This window comes from Methylomicrobium agile (assembly GCF_000733855.1).
GTDB classification, from domain to species: Bacteria; Pseudomonadota; Gammaproteobacteria; order Methylococcales; family Methylomonadaceae; genus Methylomicrobium; species Methylomicrobium agile.
The window spans coordinates 1-18472 of record NZ_JPOJ01000001.1; the positions used below are offsets into that span (position 1 = coordinate 1).

Annotated in this window: 19 protein-coding genes and 4 pseudogenes; 10 read left to right on the forward strand and 13 right to left on the reverse strand. The window is 54.6% G+C overall.

Going from position 1 to position 18472, the window contains the following annotated elements; translation table 11 throughout:
• Positions 1-307 (reverse strand): annotated as a pseudogene (locus CC94_RS21000) (aconitase family protein); the annotation flags it as partial.
• Between the two features lie 56 nt (positions 308-363).
• Positions 364-999, reverse strand: a pseudogene (adk, locus tag CC94_RS21005) (adenylate kinase).
• A 186-nt stretch (positions 1000-1185) separates the two neighbouring features.
• On the opposite strand from adk, the pseudogene CC94_RS0100015 reads away from it, so the two are divergent.
• The 4 genes and pseudogenes from CC94_RS0100015 to CC94_RS0100030 all read left to right on the forward strand — a co-directional run.
• Positions 1186-2076, forward strand: a pseudogene (locus tag CC94_RS0100015) (HlyC/CorC family transporter); the annotation flags it as partial.
• Positions 2077-2145: 69 nt separating this feature from the next.
• Positions 2146-3102 carry an IS5 family transposase gene (locus CC94_RS0100020; protein ID WP_031429660.1) on the forward strand — a complete coding sequence of 319 codons (957 nt, stop codon included), beginning with the start codon at positions 2146-2148 and terminating at the stop codon, positions 3100-3102.
• A gap of 158 nt (positions 3103-3260) precedes the next feature.
• Positions 3261-3623 (forward strand): annotated as a pseudogene (locus CC94_RS0100025) (transporter associated domain-containing protein); the annotation flags it as partial.
• Between the two features lie 41 nt (positions 3624-3664).
• On the forward strand, positions 3665-3997 hold the full coding sequence (locus CC94_RS0100030; RefSeq protein ID WP_005372929.1) for a YnfA family protein: 333 nt from the start codon (positions 3665-3667) through the stop codon (positions 3995-3997).
• 38 nt (positions 3998-4035) lie between these two features.
• On the opposite strand, the gene CC94_RS0100035 is transcribed toward CC94_RS0100030, so the two are convergent.
• Together CC94_RS0100035 and surE are read right to left on the reverse strand one after the other, a co-directional pair.
• Positions 4036-4695 carry a protein-L-isoaspartate(D-aspartate) O-methyltransferase gene (locus tag CC94_RS0100035; RefSeq protein ID WP_005372930.1) on the reverse strand — a complete coding sequence of 220 codons (660 nt, stop codon included), beginning with the start codon at positions 4693-4695 and terminating at the stop codon, positions 4036-4038.
• On the reverse strand, positions 4692-5450 hold the full coding sequence (surE, locus tag CC94_RS0100040) for a 5'/3'-nucleotidase SurE (RefSeq protein ID WP_005372934.1): 759 nt from the start codon (positions 5448-5450) through the stop codon (positions 4692-4694). Before surE ends, CC94_RS0100035 begins: the two co-directional genes overlap by 4 nt.
• 76 nt (positions 5451-5526) lie before the next feature.
• Here surE and CC94_RS0100045 point away from each other — a divergent pair, with 76 nt between their 5' ends.
• Positions 5527-6096 carry a Smr/MutS family protein gene (locus CC94_RS0100045; RefSeq protein ID WP_005372935.1) on the forward strand — a complete coding sequence of 190 codons (570 nt, stop codon included), beginning with the start codon at positions 5527-5529 and terminating at the stop codon, positions 6094-6096.
• A 206-nt stretch (positions 6097-6302) separates the two neighbouring features.
• Here the strand turns inward: CC94_RS0100045 and truD are convergent, their stop codons facing one another.
• The 4 genes from truD to CC94_RS0100065 form a co-directional block, all read right to left on the reverse strand.
• On the reverse strand, positions 6303-7328 hold the full coding sequence (truD, locus tag CC94_RS0100050; RefSeq protein ID WP_005372936.1) for a tRNA pseudouridine(13) synthase TruD: 1026 nt from the start codon (positions 7326-7328) through the stop codon (positions 6303-6305).
• Positions 7329-7489: 161 nt separating this feature from the next.
• Positions 7490-9799 (reverse strand): TonB-dependent receptor, encoded by a 2310-nt coding sequence (locus CC94_RS0100055; RefSeq protein WP_005372937.1) that lies wholly within the window; start codon positions 9797-9799, stop codon positions 7490-7492.
• 96 nt (positions 9800-9895) lie between these two features.
• Positions 9896-10528: a response regulator gene (locus CC94_RS0100060; RefSeq protein WP_005372938.1), complete on the reverse strand. Its 633-nt coding sequence runs from the start codon at positions 10526-10528 to the stop codon at positions 9896-9898.
• A gap of 491 nt (positions 10529-11019) precedes the next feature.
• On the reverse strand, positions 11020-11250 hold the full coding sequence (locus CC94_RS0100065; protein WP_031429399.1) for a hypothetical protein: 231 nt from the start codon (positions 11248-11250) through the stop codon (positions 11020-11022).
• Positions 11251-11285: 35 nt separating this feature from the next.
• Here CC94_RS0100065 and CC94_RS0100070 point away from each other — a divergent pair, with 35 nt between their 5' ends.
• Entirely contained in the window at positions 11286-11471 is a 186-nt protein-coding gene (locus tag CC94_RS0100070; RefSeq protein ID WP_157203331.1) for a hypothetical protein, read from the forward strand.
• 9 nt (positions 11472-11480) lie between these two features.
• Here CC94_RS0100070 and CC94_RS23455 read toward each other — a convergent pair whose 3' ends face one another.
• Together CC94_RS23455 and CC94_RS0100080 are read right to left on the reverse strand one after the other, a co-directional pair.
• Positions 11481-11639 (reverse strand): hypothetical protein, encoded by a 159-nt coding sequence (locus tag CC94_RS23455; protein WP_157203332.1) that lies wholly within the window; start codon positions 11637-11639, stop codon positions 11481-11483.
• A gap of 302 nt (positions 11640-11941) precedes the next feature.
• Positions 11942-13519 (reverse strand): GGDEF domain-containing protein, encoded by a 1578-nt coding sequence (locus tag CC94_RS0100080; protein ID WP_005372940.1) that lies wholly within the window; start codon positions 13517-13519, stop codon positions 11942-11944.
• Between the two features lie 1172 nt (positions 13520-14691).
• Here CC94_RS0100080 and CC94_RS25365 point away from each other — a divergent pair.
• The 3 genes from CC94_RS25365 to CC94_RS23465 all read left to right on the forward strand — a co-directional run bounded on the left by CC94_RS25365 (position 14692) and on the right by CC94_RS23465 (position 15399).
• Entirely contained in the window at positions 14692-14871 is a 180-nt protein-coding gene (locus tag CC94_RS25365) for a PAS domain-containing protein (RefSeq protein ID WP_084675269.1), read from the forward strand.
• 81 nt (positions 14872-14952) lie between these two features.
• Positions 14953-15159: a hypothetical protein gene (locus tag CC94_RS23460; RefSeq protein ID WP_031429403.1), complete on the forward strand. Its 207-nt coding sequence runs from the start codon at positions 14953-14955 to the stop codon at positions 15157-15159.
• Between the two features lie 39 nt (positions 15160-15198).
• A complete protein-coding gene (locus CC94_RS23465) occupies positions 15199-15399 on the forward strand; it encodes an EAL domain-containing protein (protein ID WP_031429406.1) in 201 nt (66 codons plus the stop codon).
• 106 nt (positions 15400-15505) lie between these two features.
• On the opposite strand, the gene CC94_RS23470 is transcribed toward CC94_RS23465, so the two are convergent.
• From CC94_RS23470 to CC94_RS0100100, 3 genes are all read right to left on the reverse strand, one after another.
• Positions 15506-15793: a DUF6316 family protein gene (locus CC94_RS23470; RefSeq protein WP_157203334.1), complete on the reverse strand. Its 288-nt coding sequence runs from the start codon at positions 15791-15793 to the stop codon at positions 15506-15508.
• Positions 15794-15894: 101 nt separating this feature from the next.
• On the reverse strand, positions 15895-16341 hold the full coding sequence (gene tsaE, locus CC94_RS0100095) for a tRNA (adenosine(37)-N6)-threonylcarbamoyltransferase complex ATPase subunit type 1 TsaE (RefSeq protein ID WP_005372942.1): 447 nt from the start codon (positions 16339-16341) through the stop codon (positions 15895-15897).
• Complete coding sequence (locus tag CC94_RS0100100) at positions 16341-17804, reverse strand: bifunctional ADP-dependent NAD(P)H-hydrate dehydratase/NAD(P)H-hydrate epimerase (protein WP_005372943.1); 1464 nt, start codon at positions 17802-17804, stop codon at positions 16341-16343. The genes tsaE and CC94_RS0100100 overlap by 1 nt, the downstream gene beginning before the upstream one ends.
• A 150-nt stretch (positions 17805-17954) precedes the next feature.
• Between CC94_RS0100100 and CC94_RS0100105 the strand changes: the two genes are divergently transcribed.
• Positions 17955-18368 (forward strand): Dabb family protein, encoded by a 414-nt coding sequence (locus CC94_RS0100105; protein WP_005372951.1) that lies wholly within the window; start codon positions 17955-17957, stop codon positions 18366-18368.
• Positions 18369-18472: the final 104 nt, after the last annotated feature.

An 18472-nucleotide genomic window follows, 5' to 3' on the forward strand; every position in this document is an offset into this window, starting at 1 on the left:
GTCGGCCATGTCGAACTCGGTGATACCGAATTCGGCGCAGTTCTTTTCGAGGGTTTCGACCTGCAAACGGAAACCGGATCGGCAATGCCCTTGTCGCGGTCGGTGGTCGGCACGTTGTGATCGGCGACCGCCAGGTTTCGGTCGGTGCGCCACGGCTTGCGGCCGGTCAGGCGCAGGCCTTCGAAAGCCTGCGGCGAGGTGACTTCATGCACCAGCTGGCGGTCGATATAAATCAATGAAGACCCGTCTTCCTCGGTATGGACGACATGATCTTCCCAATTTTGTCATATAAAGTTTTACCCGGCATAGCTCTTGTGTGTAGTTGGCCGATGGGTACGGCGGAATGAATAATAACGATGAACTTCAATCGAGGACGGCAAACAGTTTGGCGGTAATTTCTCCGACATCGCCGATGCCGGCAATCGTGGTGAATTTGGCGGTTTGACCCTCGGCGGAATAATACCCGACCAGCGGCTTGGTCTGTTCGTGATAAACCTGGAGACGCTTGCGGACCGTCTCTTCCTTATCGTCGTCGCGCTGGATCAGCGGCTCGCCGGTCACGTCATCGACATGATCGACTTTCGGCGGATTGAAATCACATGGTAGCTGCGTCCCGAGGCAGGATGCACGCGCGGCCGGCCATCCGCTTGACGATTTCCTCGTCGTCGACGGCGATTTCGACGACATGGGTAACGTCGATGGCCCATTGCCTTCAAACCTTCGGCCTGTGCGATCGTGCGCGGAAACCCGTCCAGCAGGAAACCCGTGTTGCAGTCATCCTGGGCGATGCGCTCCTTGATCCAGTCCAGGATGATGTCGTCCGACACCAAGCCGCCCGCATCCATCACTTTTTTGGCTTCAATCCCCAAAGGCGTTCCCGCTCTGACCGCGGCACGCAGCATATCGCCCGTCGAAATCTGGGGAATGCCGTATTTTTGAGTGATGAATTGAGCCTGAGTTCCTTGCCGGACCCGGACTCCCTAAAAGAATAATGCGCATGAAATAACTCCCGATCTTTTTGCGTCGTTAAAAAATGCTTTCAAATTAAGAAGCTTGACCGCATATTCTATAACAGTTCAGTTTTAAACTGTTGTAAAATTTGTCGGCTTTATTTGAAGGATGTCTTGACAAAAATTTCTCAATTCGTAGAGACTAATCACTTCCAAATAAAAGAGATTCTCTTACTTGAACGACTTACCTCTCGGTTTACTTTGGGCCTTGCTGGCCCTGATGCTCGTCTTATCCTCATTTTTTTCCGGCTCCGAGACCGCATTGATGATGCTGAACCGGTATCGGCTGAAGCATCTGGTCAAATTGAAGCATAAAGGCGCCACCAAGGCCCACCGACTGCTGCAGCGCCCCGACCGTTTGATCAGCCTGATCCTGCTCGGGAATGTCTTCGTGAATATCGCCGCCTCCTCGATCGCCACGGTGATTGCGATCCGGCTCTATGGCGAAGACGAATCGGTCATTACGATTGCGGCGATTCTGCTGACGATCGTGGTGTTGATCTTTTCCGAAGTGACGCCGAAAACCCTGGCCGCGGTAAAGCCCGAAGCGCTGGCGTTTCCGGCCGCCTGGATCTACGTCCCGCTCCTGAAAGCCGCTTACCCGCTGGTATTGAGCATCAACCTGACCGCGAACCTGCTGCTTCGGATGGTCGGCGTCCAGGTCAGCAAGAACAGCCACGAAACCCTGAACAAGGAAGAACTGCGCAGCATCGTCACCGAAGCGGAAAGCCTGATTCCCTCGCGCTACCAGAAAATGCTGCTGGGCATTCTCGATCTCGAATCGGCGACGGTCGAAGACATCATGACGCCGCGCAACGAAATCTACGGAATCGACCTGGAGCTGCCGATCGAAGACATCGTCAACCAGATCAGGAACAGCCCGCATACGCGCTTGCCGGTATATAAGAAAAGCATCGACCGGGTCGTCGGATTCTTACACCTGCGCAATGTGCTGGTAAAAATCAATCAGGAGAATTTCGACAAACAGATGCTGATGAATGCGTTGATCAAACCGGCCTTCATTCCGGACAGCACGCCGATCCACAACCAGATTCAGCACTTTAAGGAAACTCTGAATAAGTTCTGTTGCTGCGATAAAATATCCGCAGCCACCCTTATCGAGAGGACGCCGCAGATGAAACAACTCGGACTCAGTGCCCCGCTGTTCGTGAAGAAGCCGAAGCAGACCCGACGCCAACAATTCCTCCAGGAGATGGAACAGGTGGTACCGTGGGCGTTGTGGACGCGTCGGATTGCGCCGCACTATCCGATGGCGGGCCGAGGCCGGCGTCCCTTTGCTTTGGCGACGATGTTGCGTATCCACCTGATGCAGCAGTGGTTCGGCTATTCTGATCCGGCGATGGAGGAGGCCTTGCACGACATGCCCTTGTTGCGCGAATTTGCCGGGCTCGATGCCGGTGAAGAGGCGATGCCGGATGAGACGACGATCCTCAAGTTTCGGCGCCTGTTGGAACGCCATCAGTTGGCACAAACGCTGTTCGATGAAACGGCGGCATTGTTAGCCGACAAAGGCTTGTTGCTGCGGCAAGGGACGATCGTGGATGCCACCTTGATTGCCGCCCCGCCCTCGACCAAGAACCGCGATCGCAAACGGGATGGCGAGATGAGTTCCACCAAGAAAGGCAACAACTATCACTTTGGCATGAAAGCGCACATTGGGGTCGATGCCGCATCGGGGCTGGTGCACACCGTCGAGATCACTACTGCGAAAGTGGCGGACGGGGTGATGACCGATGCGTTGCTGCACGGCGATGAACAGGTCGTGCTGGGCGACCGGGCCTATACGCGCAAGGATCGCAATCTGGCGGCGGAACGTCAGGAAGGCGAGCCAGTCTGGGCTTTTCCGTTCAAGCGCCGGAAGGGCGAAGAGTTGCCGGCGGAGCAAGCCCTTTGCAACCGCATGTTGGCTTCGCTGCGGTCCGCGGTCGAACACCCGTTCCGGATCGTCAAGCGCCAATTCGGTTATACCAAAGTGCGCTACCGGGGACTTTTCAAGAACGCGCAGCAACTCTACTTGCTGTTTGCCCTCGGTAATCTTTACCACATCCGGCAGGCGTTGATGCCGGCCTAGAGGAGACGTCCGTCCTGCGTCCTGGAAACCCCGGGGGCGAAGGACGAAAACGGCCTCTCATAGGCCGCTTCTCGTCGAAAATCGGACGATTTTTCGGCCAGCCGCCCACGCCGATTGACCGGTTCTAGCGATAAAAGCTACTTAATCAGAGTTTCCTTAAGATGGAAAAGCTACGAATCGGCCTGGTGGTCGACGAGTACGGCGACGTGCAGGGGCTTGTAACCCTCGACGACTTGCTGCAGGAAATCGTCGGCGAACTGGTCACCGACGAAATGACCGTCAAGAAACAGGCCGACGGCAGCTATCTGGTCGATGCCGGCATCACGATCCGGGAACTGAACCGGCTGATGCAATGGGAACTGCCGACCGAAGGCCCTAAAACGTTGAACGGCCTAATCATCGAATTCATGGAAACAATCCCCGAAGAAGGTACCAGCATCAAATTGCACGGCTATCCGCTGGAAATCATTCAAAGCGACCAGAACGCGGTCAAGCTGGTCAAATTCTTAATCGAACGGTAAAAAGCGACCGCATCCTTACCCAAACCGGTTTGAGCATCGATATGTTTGAGATCAAGACTGTCGCCCTGTTTTTTGTCACCGCCCTGTCCGAGATCCTGGGTTGCTATTTGCCTTATCTCTGGCTCAAGGAAAACAAGTCGCCGTGGTTGCTGGTTCCGGCAGCGATCAGCCTCGCCCTGTTTGCCTGGCTGCTGTCGTTGCACCCGACTGCGGCCGGCCGGGTATATGCCGCCTACGGCGGCATCTATATTTTTGTCGCGGTCATGTGGTTATGGGTGGTCGATGGAATCAAACCTTCGGTGTGGGACCTGACTGGTTCATTGATAGCCTTATGCGGCATGGCAGTCATCCTGTTTGCGCCAAAACATGGGTAACAAATAAAGCGGCGCCACGACGAAGCGCAAAACCGGTTTCACTCCCGGCCGGCCAGAAACGGCACGAAGGTCACCGGTTCCAGTTCTTCAATCTCATAGCCGTTCTCGGTCCTGAACACCCGCTGCAGTTCCTGTCTGTCGCCGCGCCCGATCGGGATGATCATCACGCCGCCGACCGCCATTTGTTCGAGCAGCATTTCGGGAATTTCGGAAGGCGCCGCCGCCACCAGAATCCCGTCATACGGCGCGTGCTCCGGCCAGCCCCAGCCGCCGTCGCTGTGCAGATAGCTGATATTTTTCAGCCTCAGGCTCCATAAGTGGTCCTTGGCCTTCTTATGCAGCGGCAGAATCCGTTCGACCGTGTACACATGATCGACCAGCTGCGCCAGAATCGCGGTCTGGTAGCCGCAGCCGGTCCCGATTTCCAGCACCTTGCCGGGACGCCCGAATTCGAGCAGCAATTCGGTCATCTTGGCGACGGTATAAGGCTGCGAAATGGTCTGGTTGAAACCGATCGGCAGCGCCGTATCCTCATAAGCTCGGCTCGACAACGCTTCGTCCACAAAAATATGCCGCGGCGTCCGGCTCATCACATCCAGCACTTTATTGTTGCGGATGCCCTGTTCGAGCAGGCGCTTGGCCATCCGTTCACGGGTCCGCCGCGAAGTCATGCCGATGCCTAGCAAGGTGGAATTCATGCGCAAACCTCCCCGGAAAGCCAGTTTCTGACCATATTGATTCTATCGTACCAAGTCAAATCCAATTGCAGCGGCGTGATCGAGACAAATCCCATGCTGACGGCGTGAAAATCGGTCCCCGGCCCCGCGTCCTGCTCCGCGCCGGGCGGGCCTATCCAATAAATCGACCGTCCGCGCGGATCCCGCTGTTTAATGACCGGTTCCGACTTGTGGCGCTGGCCCAGCCGGGTCGCCCGGTAGCCCTGAATATCTTCGGGCGCGACGTCCGGCACGTTCACGTTCAGCAGAGTATCGCGCGGCAACGGCCTGTCGACGAGGCGCTTCAACAGCACCACCGCCACCTCGGCCGCCGTTTCGAAATGCTGCGGCTCTTCGTTGCAGGCCAGCGAAATCGCCACCGCCGGCAAGCCCAGAAAGCGCCCTTCGGTGGCTGCGGCGACCGTGCCCGAATACAGGACATCGTCGCCCAGATTCGCGCCGTGGTTGATTCCCGCGAACACCATGTCCGGTTCCGGCTCCAGGAGCCCCGTGATGGCCAAGTGCACGCAATCGGTCGGCGTGCCGTCGACCTTGATGAAGCCGTTGTCGGCCACGTGCGCGCGGAGCGGCATTTCCAGGGTCAGCGAATTGCTGGCCGCGCTGCGATTGCGATCGGGCGCCACGACCGAGATATCGGCATAGGGACGCAAGGCGCCGGCCAGCGCGACGAGTCCTTCGGCCAGATAACCGTCGTCGTTACTCAACAAAATATGCATTTATGGTTAGCCCAAAAGCGGAATCCACTATAAAATCTCGAGATATTAGCAACAATGCCCCATAAAATCAGCTTTCGTGACAAAAAAAATCCCCGATTCCGAAGACAGCGGACTGTTCCATCTCGCCATCGGCCAGGTGCGTGCGATCAAGGACGACAAAGTACGGCTGGATAGCGGCGAAAAACCGAAGCCGTACCCGAAACATCGACCCGCCGAAGCCGAAAGCCGCCTTGCCGAACAACAGGATTACGACCTGGATCCGGTCAGCATCGAAGACCGGCTCAGCTATCTTGCGCCGGGAGTACAGAAAAGCGTGCCCGCCAAAATGCGCAAGGGCCAGTTCGGGCTGGACGCCGAAATCGACCTGCACGGCCTGACCAGCGAGGAAGCGAAGCGTCAGCTCTTGATATTCCTGCAACGCGCGGTGATCGATGGCTGCCGTTGCGTACTGATCATTCACGGCAAGGGCTACCGTTCGCCCGACAATCTGCCGGTTCTGAAAAACAGCCTGAATCTCTGGCTGCGCCAGCACCGGGATGTGCTGGCCTTCTGTTCGGCGAAACCACGGGATGGCGGAGCGGGCGCAGTGCTGGTCCTGCTCAGGTTGTCCGAAAAATTCGCCAAAAGAGACGAGCTGCTATTTTAAGAGAGATCCCGTAGGGTGTGCTGAACGCAGTGAAGCGCACCAAACATTCTATATTCCATTGTAGGGTACGCTGTGCGTACCATCGGGGGTGAAATGGTACGCACAGCGTACCCTACGGAATTTCCCACCGCTACGCTCCCGTCGTAAAACCATGTAAACAGAGGTGAGAAAATATAAAAGGAAGAACGGCTTACCGATGCAACGGCTCAATCATTCCAATCGATCACCTCGCGCAGCAGCGCCGTCGCATAACTGCCGGCGGGCAGCGAAAAGCGTAACTGCAGCCGGTCATCCAAGAACTCCCATGCCAAATCCGGCACGTTGACCCGCAGCGCCCGCCGTTCGATTTCGACGCCGCTGTCCTGGAGCCCCTCCGCCAGTTCGGGAAAGCGCCCGATCACTTCGGCTTCGAGCGCCGCTACCGCCTCCGTGACCCCGCTGTCGCCTCGCCCCCAAAGGACGCCGGTCGGATGAATTTCTCCCGCCTCGACGCGTCCCGCTATCGCCTGATCCAGGGTATCGGCTTTGAAACGGCTGTGCGACTTGTCCAGCATGCAGATTTCGCCCGGCAGCGGGCGATTCCAGGTCCGTTGCTCGACGCGGCCCGCCAGCACCTGATTGAACAGGAACGAACGCGCCGCCGACAAATAAAGGCTGCGCTGCTCGCGGCCGGCCTTCTTCCCCTGGAACAGGGCCAGCGCCTGTTCGACATTGCGCCCCCGATGTCCGAAACGCTGCTCGCCGAAATAGTTGGGGATACCCGAAACCTGGAGCGCATCCAGCTGCGCTTCGGCTTTATCCCGATCGCCCCGCCACTCCCTGACGGTCAAACCGAAACGGTTGCAGGATAAAGCGCCGCGCTGCAATTTGCGTGCATGGCGGGTCGCCTGCAGCACTTCAATCGAAGCCGAGGCGAACGCGGCCCAGTCCGGATCGGCTTTGCCCGGCAGCCAGACGCTGAACCATTGGGTGGTGACCGCGTGGCGGTCCTTGAGCCCCGCAAAGCCGATGTCGCGCTGCCTGACATCCGCAAAACGGGCCAGTTGCCGTGCCACATAGTCGGTATTCTCGCCGATCTTGCGAATCTGCAGGAAAGCATGCTCGCCCGTTCCGGACGGCTCGAACGCCAGCACTTCTTGGACGATGAAGTCTTCGGGAAAAGCACGGATGGTGCCCCAGCCCGAAGGGCCGCCGTATGCAAAAGGCCAAGCAGGAAGGATAAAAGGAGACATTTCAAATCGGCGTAATTTACCACGCATTCCGCCAAGTATACAAAGGTAGCCGATCCGAAACGGTCTATCCGGCAGGTTCTCCGGTCTTTCCGGTAAGCTTGCGCTAGGATGAATGACTTTACGCAGCATTCCCCAAAGAATGCTGCGTTATTTTTGTCACTTTAAAAAGTGATCCGCACACCGACCCACCCTGCCCTGGGCGCGCCCGGCGATACGAAGCGGGGATTGTTGAACGCATCGCCCAGCACTTCGTCCGCCTGCCCGAAAGTCCCGAACGAGTTGTAGTGGTTGTCGAAAATGTTGTCGAGCTTGCCGAACAACGCGAAGTGCTTGTTGAACTTGTATTCGGCCCGTGCGTTGAATAGCCAGTAGCCCTGCAGTTGGCCTGTCAGATTGGCCTCGTCGCCACGGAAAAACTGGTCGCTGCTGTACAGGCCGTCGATGGCTAGCGACAGGCGCCGCCAGAGCTCGACGCCGACCGATGCTTTGAAAATATGCTCCGGTATGCCCGGTATCTTGTCGCCGCGCCGGACCTGCGCCGCCACGTCGTTGTTCAGCGGATTCTGAATGATGAAGCTGTCCAGGTAACGCGCATTCAGGTAGGTATAGTTCGCCGCAAAACTCCAGTCATCGATCGAGCTAAACAAAGCCGGAATAAACGAATTCACGCCCGCTTCGACGCCGTAGCGGCGGGTCTGCCCCACATTGCTGAAAAACCCCTGGCTGATGCTGCCGCCGCTGCGATGGAAAATGATGTCGTCATGATTCGTCGTATTGAAATAGCCGAGGTTCCATTGGGTATCTCCCTTGCCGATCAGCTTGTTGAAATCGCCGCGGAAACCGCCTTCCCACGTCTTCGCGACCACTTGGTCGAGCGGCGGATCGGACACGAACGCATTCGGCAAGCGGCACGGATCGTTCGGATCGGCGCAGCTGAGCTCCATTGGCGTCGGCACCCGGGACGATTCACCGTAGCTGCCGTACACGCCCAGATGATCGAAAATCTGATAAGTCAGGCCGGCGGACGGATTGAAACGCTCGTAGCTATGCTTGCCGCTCAGCTTGTCCTCGCCATCCGCGCCGATGTATTGATTCTTCATCGTGATGCTGACATGGTTATAGCGGCCCGCCAGCGTCGCGGTCAGTTTGTCGGTGATCGAAAAACTGTCGCTCAGATAAAAGCCGTAGGTTTCGGTGACCGTATTCAGGCGCACCCTGGCTTCTTCCACCAATATGCCGCTGCCGATCGTGCCCCGATCGGGCGTCAGTTGCGCCAGCTCGGTATCCGAACCGAAGTGCACGTCCGCGTAATCGTAGCTGCCGCCTACGAGCAGATTGTTTTTATGCCCGAACCAATCGTGGTCGAACATCGCCTGCAGAGTGCCGCCGCGACTACGGTTGTAGGTCTCGCTGGTATTCTGAGTCGCACCCTCTACACTATCGCTGGCCGCAATTTGATTGCCCAAAACATCTTGGGCGATTTGGCCGTCCCCGTTGCACAAAAACGCATCATCGAACGCGCATTCGTCAAAGTCGCTGTCATCGCCGTTGAAGGTTCGGATCCGGTTCTGCCGGTAATAGGCGTTGGCGCTCAGCTCGATCTTGTCGGTCAAAGCATAGCTGCCGGCCAGTTCGGAGAAAAACATCCGGGTAATGGTCTGGTCGGGATGGGTGAACACCGCGTTCCGGTCGATCTGCTGCAGTTGAACCGGCACCGCGCCGTTGCCGCGCATGTCGTTGTCGTTCGCGCCCAGGGTCAAATCGAGATTGGCCCGGTCATTACGCCAGCTCAGCGTACCGAAAACCTGATTGGCCTCGGTCGGCGAAAAATTGCGCCAGCCCTGTTCGTCGAAATGGTGCAGGTCGATGAAATAGCCGAAGGTGCCGTTGTTCCAGCCGCTGGTCAACTCTTCCGAATGCCGGTCCCAGGAACCGCCGTACGCCTCGAACTGGTGTTTCGGCGCGGTAAAACCGGTCTTGGTTTTCAGCGAAATCGCCCCGCCCAGGCTGTTCAATCCATACAGCGGATTGGAGCCCGGATACAGGTCCATTGTGTCGATCGCGCCGCGCGGAATCAGGTCCCAGTTGACCGTATCGCCGAACGGTTCGTTGAAGCGGACCCCGTTCACGTAGGTCGACAGGCCCTGCGGCAACCCCAGCAATGGCGAAGCGACGAAGCCGCGGTAATAAATATCGGGCTGCAGGGGATTATTTTGCGCCTCGTTCACATGCACGCTGCCGAGGTGACGGTTCATGTACTCGGCCAGGGAAATGCTTTGGGCCTTTTCCATCTGTTCGGCATTTGCGGTCTGGATGTTCGCCGCTACTTTCTTGGCGTCGATGCCGCTGCCGGACAGCGGCGCCACATCGATCACTTCGACCACGTCGAGATCTTGTGACTGTTCCTCCTCGGCCAGTACAGACGACAACACGGCCAGATAACATAAGGAGATAGAGACGAGTCGGTTCATGTTTCTTCCCTGGATAAAATGCCGGCCATCTTAGCCAAATCATTTTTCCGCTACCATCCGTCAGCCACAAAAAGGAAAATTTCCCGAACCCTTGATTCAGAGGATTTTCAAATCGATCGCCAGCCGCGCCAGTTCGGCAACCGTATTGACTTTCAGCTTGGCTTTGATCTGCGTGCTGTAATTCGCCACGGTCTTGACGCCCAGGCACAGCTCGTCGGCCGCTTCGTGCGTGGTCAGTCCCTTGGCGAGCAGGCGGAACACGTCGAACTCCTTCGGTGAAAGCGCCGCCAGCAATGCCTGATAATCCGGCTGTCCGGCCCGGAACGCATCCGAGGCTTTCAATCCGGCTTCGATATAATCTTCGCCGCCGGCAATGGCCTGCACGGCCGTAATCAGCATTTCCGGCGCGCTGCTCTTCGTAATATAGCCTTTCGCGCCCGCCGCGAGCGCCCGCTCGACATAGACTTTCTCGTCATGGATGCTGAACACCAGAATCTTCGCTTCGGGATCGCGCGCGGTAATCCGGCGGATGCCTTCCAGCCCCCCGATCCCCGGCATCGATAAATCCATCACCACGACATCCGGCCGAAAGTCGTCGTACAGTTTGCAGGCTTCCTCGCAACGCGACGCTTCGGCCACGACTTCGATCGCCTCGACCGACGCCAAGAGCAGCCGAAAACCGGCGCGCACCACCGCATGGTCATCGACCAGCAAGACTCTGATTTTCATCACCCTTATATTCCAAACATGTTGAATACCCGCAAAAACAGCACGCCGGCCGCCGCAAGCAGAGCCCATATCGCCGTTCTCGATGCGCGTATCCGTAAATAACGATAATTAATGACACGGCAAACGCCTGCTGTCAAAGGAGCGCAAGGAAAGCGGACGACTCTGCAACGGAAATCCGGGATATTCGCAATTCTGGAAGATGCGCCAAGCGGATTCGTCAATAAGCCATCCACCCAGGATGGAAAGAGAGCCGGCGGCAAGCAAGCCGCCGCCGGCTAGCGCATTTTCATATCGCGTGCAGAGCGGTCCTCACCTTCTGAAAGGTGCCCAGCCGTTAAGTCCAGCCCCGTAGGGTACGCTGTGCGTACCTTTCGACATGGAGGGTACGCACGGCGTACCCTACGGGGCAGTCGTCCGGTAATCCCTGAATGACGTGCTTTCCTTACGAAGGCCATATACCCAAAGCAAAAATGCTCTAGTCGGCAAAGCAATTACTCGGGCAAATCCGCCGTGCAATTTTCGACCGCCGTGACCGAATAAGCCGTGGTATTCGGATCGGCCTGGATCGTGCGCAGTTTCCTGATGAAATCCCGGAAGGCGTTGGGTGGAGCGAAATCGCTTTCTTCCACACAAACCGAAAACCCGCCCTCGATGGCGTAGCCGAAGACGACGAACAGGAAAATCACATCGTCAGCAACCGCCTTACCGATCGTTTTTCTCACCCTGCGGAAAGCCCCCTTCGTCCATGGCGGGCCCGATGCCGCCAATATGGATTTCGGCCGCCTTGCCTTCGAACGGCACCTCGCGCTCGTACGGTGCTTCCTGCGCATCCGGCCACCCGTCGAGAGACTGGAAGCCCCGGCCGGCCGTATCGCTCAGGTTTTTGGCCAGGATGTCGTACGAATTCGGGCGGCCGGTTTCGGCGCCGCAGACCGCCGTGTAAAACTGTCCGTCAGTACCGCAGCGTCTGTCCGACCGGGGTTTTCGCCTGCGCCAGTTCCATTTTCATGGCCCTGAGGCCGATGCCTGCGCTCTCGCACTGGATGGCGCCGTTGTATTTCGCCACCGTCACCCAACCGCTTTCCGCCCCGGCCGCAAACGCCGCCGCCAAGCCCAAGCCAAGCCCCCAAATAAAACTTTAACCGATAAGCACTTAACAACAAATATATAGAATTTAAGGATTTCCCCCCGATAGCCAAGGAAGGAAATGCGAGTTGTCCTTCTAAAACAACTGGACCCTGAAGAAGCGCTGGCATCGGTAGCAACGCATGGAGCGGTTGCCGAATCCAGAAACCCAGGAGGGTTGGCTTTCATACCTCCCTGTCATCTGGATCTCGGCAATCCCTGCCTGGACTTAACGGCATGGCACCTTTCAGAAGGTGAGGACTTCCCTACACGCGATATGAAAATGCTCTAGCCCATACAGCAACGGTTTCGCCCGCGTTTTTTCGCTTGATACAAGGCCCGATCAGCCCGCTCAAAAATCAGTTCATAAGTATCGCCTTTCATCAACTGGGCAATTCCGCAAGAAACGGTAATGCAATGGACCGTACCGTTTAGATTCAGCTGATGTTTTTCGATAATATCGCGTAAATTTTCTGCCTTTTGAAAAGCCGAGAGTTGCCTGGTATTCGGCATCAACACGACAAATTCTTCTCCTCCAAGCCGGGCCACAAAATCCGTTTTACGGATATTTTCCGAAAACAGCCGGCCCACATGCTTCAACACGGCATCCCCTAATTGATGCCCGAAATTGTCATTGATTTTTTTGAAAAAATCGATATCCCATATCAGCAGACACAGCGGCGTGTGATAACGTTGCCAATGGGCTATTTCGTACTTTAAACGATTGTCATAAGCTAAACGATTCGGCAGCCCTGTTAAAGCATCGCTAAACGCTCGTGAATTAGCAACGACTAGCTTGGATTTGAGTTCACCGGTTTCCATTTCCATCGCTTGGATTTTTTGATTCAGCCTTTCCATGTGAAGTTGAAACTTTTCGAGTTCGATCGCTTCCTTTTTTTTATTTTCCTGAATTTCCCGGGTAATTTTATCGATATGGGAAGAAATGGCTTTTTGTAAAGACTCCAGCTGAGTCGCCTGCAGTGATCGGTATTGCAGATCGCTCATTTGCTCGGAAACCGACTGGTCGAATTTGCTTCTATTTAAACCCACATTCTTGAATGTCTTATTAGAATCGGTAATAGCCGAACTCAGCGCCGCAAGTTGTTCGGTTATTTGCGCCAGGAATTTATCGATCTCCTCTTTCTTCGGTTGATTGTCGGTATTGATTTCGATCAAAAGCGAAATAATGCTATCCAGTATCGATTCGAGCGAATGAGATGTTGCCCCAGCGTTTAATTGTTGTTTTACGTTTTGCACCTTTTGTTCGAATGCTTCCGGAACCTTTATTTTTTCCAGGAGTTTCAGTAATTGCGCACTGACAAAAGAAGTATCGATAGAATGCCGAACTGAAGACTCATTTTCACCGTGTTGCCGGGAAATTCCTGCATCCACTGGATCGCTCTCGATAATCCTGGCAATAGCCGCAAATAATCGCCGAGGCTCCGCTAAAGGCTGACCGCTTTCTTTCAGTTGAGTTAATTCTTTTTGCTGCCTGCTCGAGGTATAACGCTGCAATAAAAACTCGAACAAAAGGTTCGTATCAGCAGCCTTTATCGATCCTTTCGAGGACAAATCTTTAAGCTGATAGATAATTTTTGTAAGGCTTTCAAGATCCTCCTTAAGTTGACGATTGTCTATGCCGTTCTTTAAATGATCGCGGATACGCTGCAGGTAGGGTTCGAGTTGGGCGTCAACTTCGGAACTCACAATGGAAAGGCGAATGATAATTTTGATTAGTGTTTCATGTTCTTCTTTATAAGCTTTTTCCAGTCGTTCATGCGCATCCAGCAGATCCAGATATTTGTTTTTCCATTTATCCGTTCCGACGTCACTATTTTTGTCTGCCGATCTTGTGAAGAACTTCATTTAGTCCTCTTTCTGCCGTTGATAAAATGCCTACCGTACCCGATTCGAAATCCGTATTAACATTTCATTTTTCAATAACTCCGCTGATTCAAGCCTGCTTGAACTAGAGCTGACGAAAAGTTTTTTAAACCCTTATTGGTAACGCCAGATAACACAGCTGCTGAAATTTTTTCGGCAATCAGAACCGCATCAGCGTCTTGACTGCCAGGCTCACCGTAAATCTTTTACAGATTCGGGGTGAACAATTGTTTTATGGGTTATAAAAGACCAACATAAAGAATAGCCGCTTGATTGTTCTCCAATTCTTTGGAACCGCAAAAATCGTCTGTAACAAGCCAATTATCGCACATCAAAACCCTACGCATTGTAAGAAAAATGCGTATACTTAGAATTATATTATAGCAGCGGTTTAGCTCCCTGTGATTGACGGCCCCGGTTGGCAATTCAGTTCGAGGATAAAGCCCTTCCAACACAGAACCGGAGCGACGCTTCCGGAAAACACAGCATCCTGTTCATTCGATAATTATTTTTTGCCGTTATTGAATGAGAGAATCCCGGTTTATTTTTTGTTGGAGCTTCCTTAACCGCATGAATTTTAATTTGACGGTTTTCAACGTGTTTCATATCGATAAGTTGTCCGATAAATGAATGTTTTTCCCCTTGGTATTTAAAGAAACCCCTGTAAGCGTGCGGTTAGTGTTAAAGAATCAAATTAAGTTTCCTGGGGTTTCGTCGCTCGTCATTTCATTCCTGTTAGTGGCATTCTCTGCATTTTTGCGTACGAAACTGTCAAGTGACCTGGGGTTACACGCCTTACTTATGTTACTTTTTTTCCCGCAGTTTTAATCAGCGGATTGCGGAGAGGGCTTTTAGCCGCCCTGCTGTCCGGCCTGTTCGTCATTTTATGGCGTTAGCTTGATGAACAACAATTTGTCAATGATTCGCTGGACTGGATAGGTTTAAGTATTTTTACTCTGAACGACATAGTGGTATCGGTTATCGTCTGGAAATTAATACTTGCGAAATTTAGCGGAAGCAAAGCTCGATCGTTATTCAGTAAGTCCCGGAAAATGCCCCGATCGGGATGCACATCGCCACTTTTAGAGGGACAAATGATTCTTCAATCGGTGCTTAATCACATGCCGGCCATCATTGGGTACTGAAACCGCGATCTGACCAATACATTCGGCAATCAGGCCTACCAGGAAGGGTTTGGGATTCCTCCGGAACAATTGCGGGGCAAGCATATTCGCGAAGTCCTCGGCGAGGAGCTTTACAGGCTGAACCAGCCCTATATTCAGGCGGTTTTGAAGAACTGTTCGAACGCATCATTATCGATGCTTCCTACATAGTGTCGTCACAAGGCGACTCCTTATCAGGTATAATACGAAGATTGTAGTTGTTGATGAGATTAGGGAAGCATCGGCATAACGTTGTACCCCAACGATGCGAAAACTTCGGACGAAGTGCTCAAAAACGCCGATCAAGCCATGTATGTCCCCAAGAATGGGGGACGCAATCGCTTCAGTTACTTTACCAACGAAATGCAGGAAAAGGCGCAGGCAAGGCTTAAGCTGCCATCCGACCTGCGGCGTGCGCTGGACAAAAAGCAGTTTTGCTGTTCTATCAACCCATCGTAGATCTCCGTTATCAGAAATCTTCGAAACGGCTCGTCGGAAATGGCCATTTCGGAAGCCATCATTGTAATGGCCCATAAACTGGGGTTAAAAGTCATAGCAGAGGGAGTGGAAACCAAAGAGCAACGCGACCTGCTCGTTGCGGCGGAATGCGATTTTGTACAGGACTACCTCTACTCAAAACCGCTTTCCTCGAAAGATTTTGAAGAACTGCTGATGAAGAACTTATTGACTATCGGATAAGATGGCGTCGAAGACTGTTACCCGCTGAATTATTCCTGTGGCAATTAGGCAATCGCCGAAACGAAAAAACGTATTGACAAAACGAACCGCCACGATAAATTCTTTTTTACTCCCGTCGCTTGAAAACAAAGTCGCGCACCGGCTCAAGACTTAATTTCGTAGACTTTTTGCCGCGTCCGCCGTCGTCGCCGTTTTTGATACAAAGACCAACAAAGGCTCGAAGCTCTTTGGTCGCTCTTTCTTTACTGTCAAAAGGTCCGAAATTGCCTTCCCGCGCGGAAAAAAACCATTCCGTCGTTCCCGTTTTAGGATTACTCTGGCTGTAAATTCTTTCTGCTCGAAACACGTTGATCCCATTGCCTAAATAAAGACGATATCGGCTTAATAATAGCAAAACCCAGTAGAAGCATCCGAACTTTTACGGATTTGATCGCCGTTGCGGACTAAAAAGCCTCTCTGCCAATCGCATTGTTGATTTGATAGGGCGGTCCGGCATTATAGACGGGTACAAAGAAGCTTTAACTCGTCCGAAAAAACTTCCATATCGATTAACCTGTCCGCATCCTGCACACTCAAACGGATCGATACATCTGCCGCAGGCAGCATACCCTCTCCCATCTCGGGCCACTCGACGATGCAGACGGATTCCTCGTCCAGGTAATCGCGAATCCCGATCCATTCCAGTTCCTCCGGATCGGCCAGGCGGTATAAATCGAAATGATAGATTTTCCGATCGCCGATCCGGTACTCTTCGACCAGCGTGTAAGTCGGGCTCTTTACCGCGCCGGCATGACCCGCCGCCTGCAGAAAGCCGCGCACCAGCGTCGTCTTTCCCGCCCCCAGGTCGCCGTGCAGAAACACCAGGCATTTCGGCGGCAACAGGCGCCATAACGCCGCGCCGAACTGTTCGGTGGCTTCCGCCGATTGCAAATAACGCTGCATCAATTCACCAACTGTTTCAAAAAAGGCAATAAATCGGTCGCCAATAAGCCGCGTTCGCCGTCTCTCGCGGCCGCCAGATCGGCGGCGCGTCCGTGCAGGAACACGCCTTGCTCCGCCGCTTCCTGCACATCAAGGCCCTGCGCGATCAATCCCGCGATCACGCCGGACAGTACATCCCCCATTCCGCCCGAGGCCATACCCGGATTGCCGGTCGTCGACACCGCGATCCGCGAGTCGCTCGCAATCAGGGTGCCCGCGCCTTTCAATACCGCGATGCCGCCATAAGCCGCCCGGATCGCCGACACCGCAGAGAACCTGTCCCGCTCGACGGATTGCGCGGAACTATGCAGCAAGCGCCCGGCTTCGCCGGGATGCGGGGTCAATATCCAACAGGATTTGCCCATCGGAGCGGAAGCCAACAGATTCAAGCCGTCCGCATCGACTACCATCGGTTTTTCGGACCGCAGCACGGCGCCGAACAGGGTTCTGCCCCACTCTTTCTGCCCTAGCCCCGGCCCCAGCGCCACGACATTGGCCTTATCCAGCAATGGGAGCAAATCCGCCTCGCTTTCGACGCCGCGGCACATCAGCTCCGGCCGGTTCAAATTCATCAAGCCGGCATGCTCGCTCCGCGTCGCGATGCTGACCAGGCCGGCGCCGACCCGCAACGCCGCCTCGCCGGCCATCCGCGCCGCGCCCGAAAAACCCAGGTCGCCGCCGACAACCAGCACATGCCCCATATTGCCTTTGTGCGCGCAGCGGTGGCGCGGCATCAGCGGTTTTTGGCCGACGAGGAAAACGTCGGGGTTTACTCGATCAAAAACAGCGTCCGGCACCGCCAGCCCGTCATAAACAATCTCACCCGCGTATTCGGCCGCCTGGCCGGTAAAGAGGCCCTGTTTCAGTCCAATAAAAGTCGCCGTGCAGTCTGCCTTCACGGCGCAGCCCAGCGGATTGCCGGTATCCGCATTCAGGCCGGAAGGAATATCGACCGCCACGACAGGCAAACCGGACCGGTTGATTGCCGCAATCGCCTCCGCGTAAAGCCCGGTTACCGACCGGTCCAGGCCCGTGCCGAGCAACGCATCGACCACGAGATCGGCCTCGATCGCATGCTCCGTTTCAAATGTCTTTACCGAACCTCCCGCCTGAACATAATCCCGATAAGCCGTCAGCGCATCGCCTTTCAGCTTTTCGGGATCACCGACACAAACCGCCAGTGCGTCCAATCCGGCTTCTCTTGCCAGACGCGCGGCCACATAACCGTCTCCCGCATTATTGCCGCTGCCGCAAAATACCGCCAGCGACCGCACTGTTGGCCATTTTCCGGTCAGGCATTCGAATACGGCTCCGCCTGCCCTGCGCATCAGCGCGCAGCCGGGAATGTTGAATTCTTCGATTGCGATCCGGTCAAGTTCTCTGACTTGGGCGGCGCGGTACAGTATTTCTGGCAATTTTTGCATCCCGTCGAATATCCTCAAGATCACTTTTACGGGTTATTATCATAGCCGGTTTTATTGGCAATCTCACCCCGACTGATTCCAATAGAACCGTATAATTTCTGGTACACTTGCAACCCTTCACACTCTTTATTAATTACAGGAGGTTAGTTCATGAAAACAGTCCATTTCAAACGCCTGGTCATTCTTTTAGCCGCCCTCGGCCTCGGCAATGCCGCGCATGCCGAGCGGCCGTCGACCGACATCGACGGCAAGGTGCATCATCTCGTGATCATCTGGCTGAAACAGCATGGCGATCCGGAAGCACGGCGGAAATATATCGAGGGCAGTAAGCGGCTGTCGAAACTGCCGGGCGTAGTGAGTTACGACATCGGGCCTGTCGCAGGCATCAAGCGCGAACATCCGAGCCCATCGGTCGACGACAGTTTCGACGTCGCGGTTTCCGCCACGTTCGAAAGCAAGGAAGCGCTGGAAAATTATTCGAAGCATCCGGAACACCAGACGGTGATTCAGGAAGTCTTGAAACCGTTGGTCAGCCATTACAAGGTCTACGATTTCGCGGATTGACGGCGGGTTTTGAATTCCGTGTGTAGGGTACGCTGTGCGTACCTTTTCAGGTGTCCGATTTGCCGGAAGCACTCCAAAAGGTACGCACAGCGTACCCTACACTT

Excerpts from the sequence above, each read along its gene's own strand:
- truD (WP_005372936.1), bottom strand. The coding sequence starts at position 7,328 with ATGTCTCCTTTTATCCTTCCTGCTTGGCCTTTTGCATACGGCGGCCCT.
- CC94_RS0100055 (WP_005372937.1), bottom strand. The coding sequence starts at position 9,799 with ATGAACCGACTCGTCTCTATCTCCTTATGTTATCTGGCCGTGTTGTCG.
- tsaE (WP_005372942.1), bottom strand. The coding sequence starts at position 16,341 with ATGCAGCGTTATTTGCAATCGGCGGAAGCCACCGAACAGTTCGGCGCG.
- surE (WP_005372934.1), bottom strand. The coding sequence starts at position 5,450 with ATGCATATTTTGTTGAGTAACGACGACGGTTATCTGGCCGAAGGACTC.
- CC94_RS0100030 (WP_005372929.1), top strand. The coding sequence starts at position 3,665 with ATGTTTGAGATCAAGACTGTCGCCCTGTTTTTTGTCACCGCCCTGTCC.
- CC94_RS0100035 (WP_005372930.1), bottom strand. The coding sequence starts at position 4,695 with ATGAATTCCACCTTGCTAGGCATCGGCATGACTTCGCGGCGGACCCGT.
- CC94_RS0100020 (WP_031429660.1), top strand. The coding sequence starts at position 2,146 with ATGAAACAACTCGGACTCAGTGCCCCGCTGTTCGTGAAGAAGCCGAAG.
- CC94_RS0100100 (WP_005372943.1), bottom strand. The coding sequence starts at position 17,804 with ATGCAAAAATTGCCAGAAATACTGTACCGCGCCGCCCAAGTCAGAGAA.
- CC94_RS0100060 (WP_005372938.1), bottom strand. The coding sequence starts at position 10,528 with ATGAAAATCAGAGTCTTGCTGGTCGATGACCATGCGGTGGTGCGCGCC.
- CC94_RS0100080 (WP_005372940.1), bottom strand. The coding sequence starts at position 13,519 with ATGAAGTTCTTCACAAGATCGGCAGACAAAAATAGTGACGTCGGAACG.
- CC94_RS23465 (WP_031429406.1), top strand. The coding sequence starts at position 15,199 with ATGGCCATTTCGGAAGCCATCATTGTAATGGCCCATAAACTGGGGTTA.
- CC94_RS0100105 (WP_005372951.1), top strand. The coding sequence starts at position 17,955 with ATGAAAACAGTCCATTTCAAACGCCTGGTCATTCTTTTAGCCGCCCTC.
- CC94_RS0100070 (WP_157203331.1), top strand. The coding sequence starts at position 11,286 with ATGCCGCCAATATGGATTTCGGCCGCCTTGCCTTCGAACGGCACCTCG.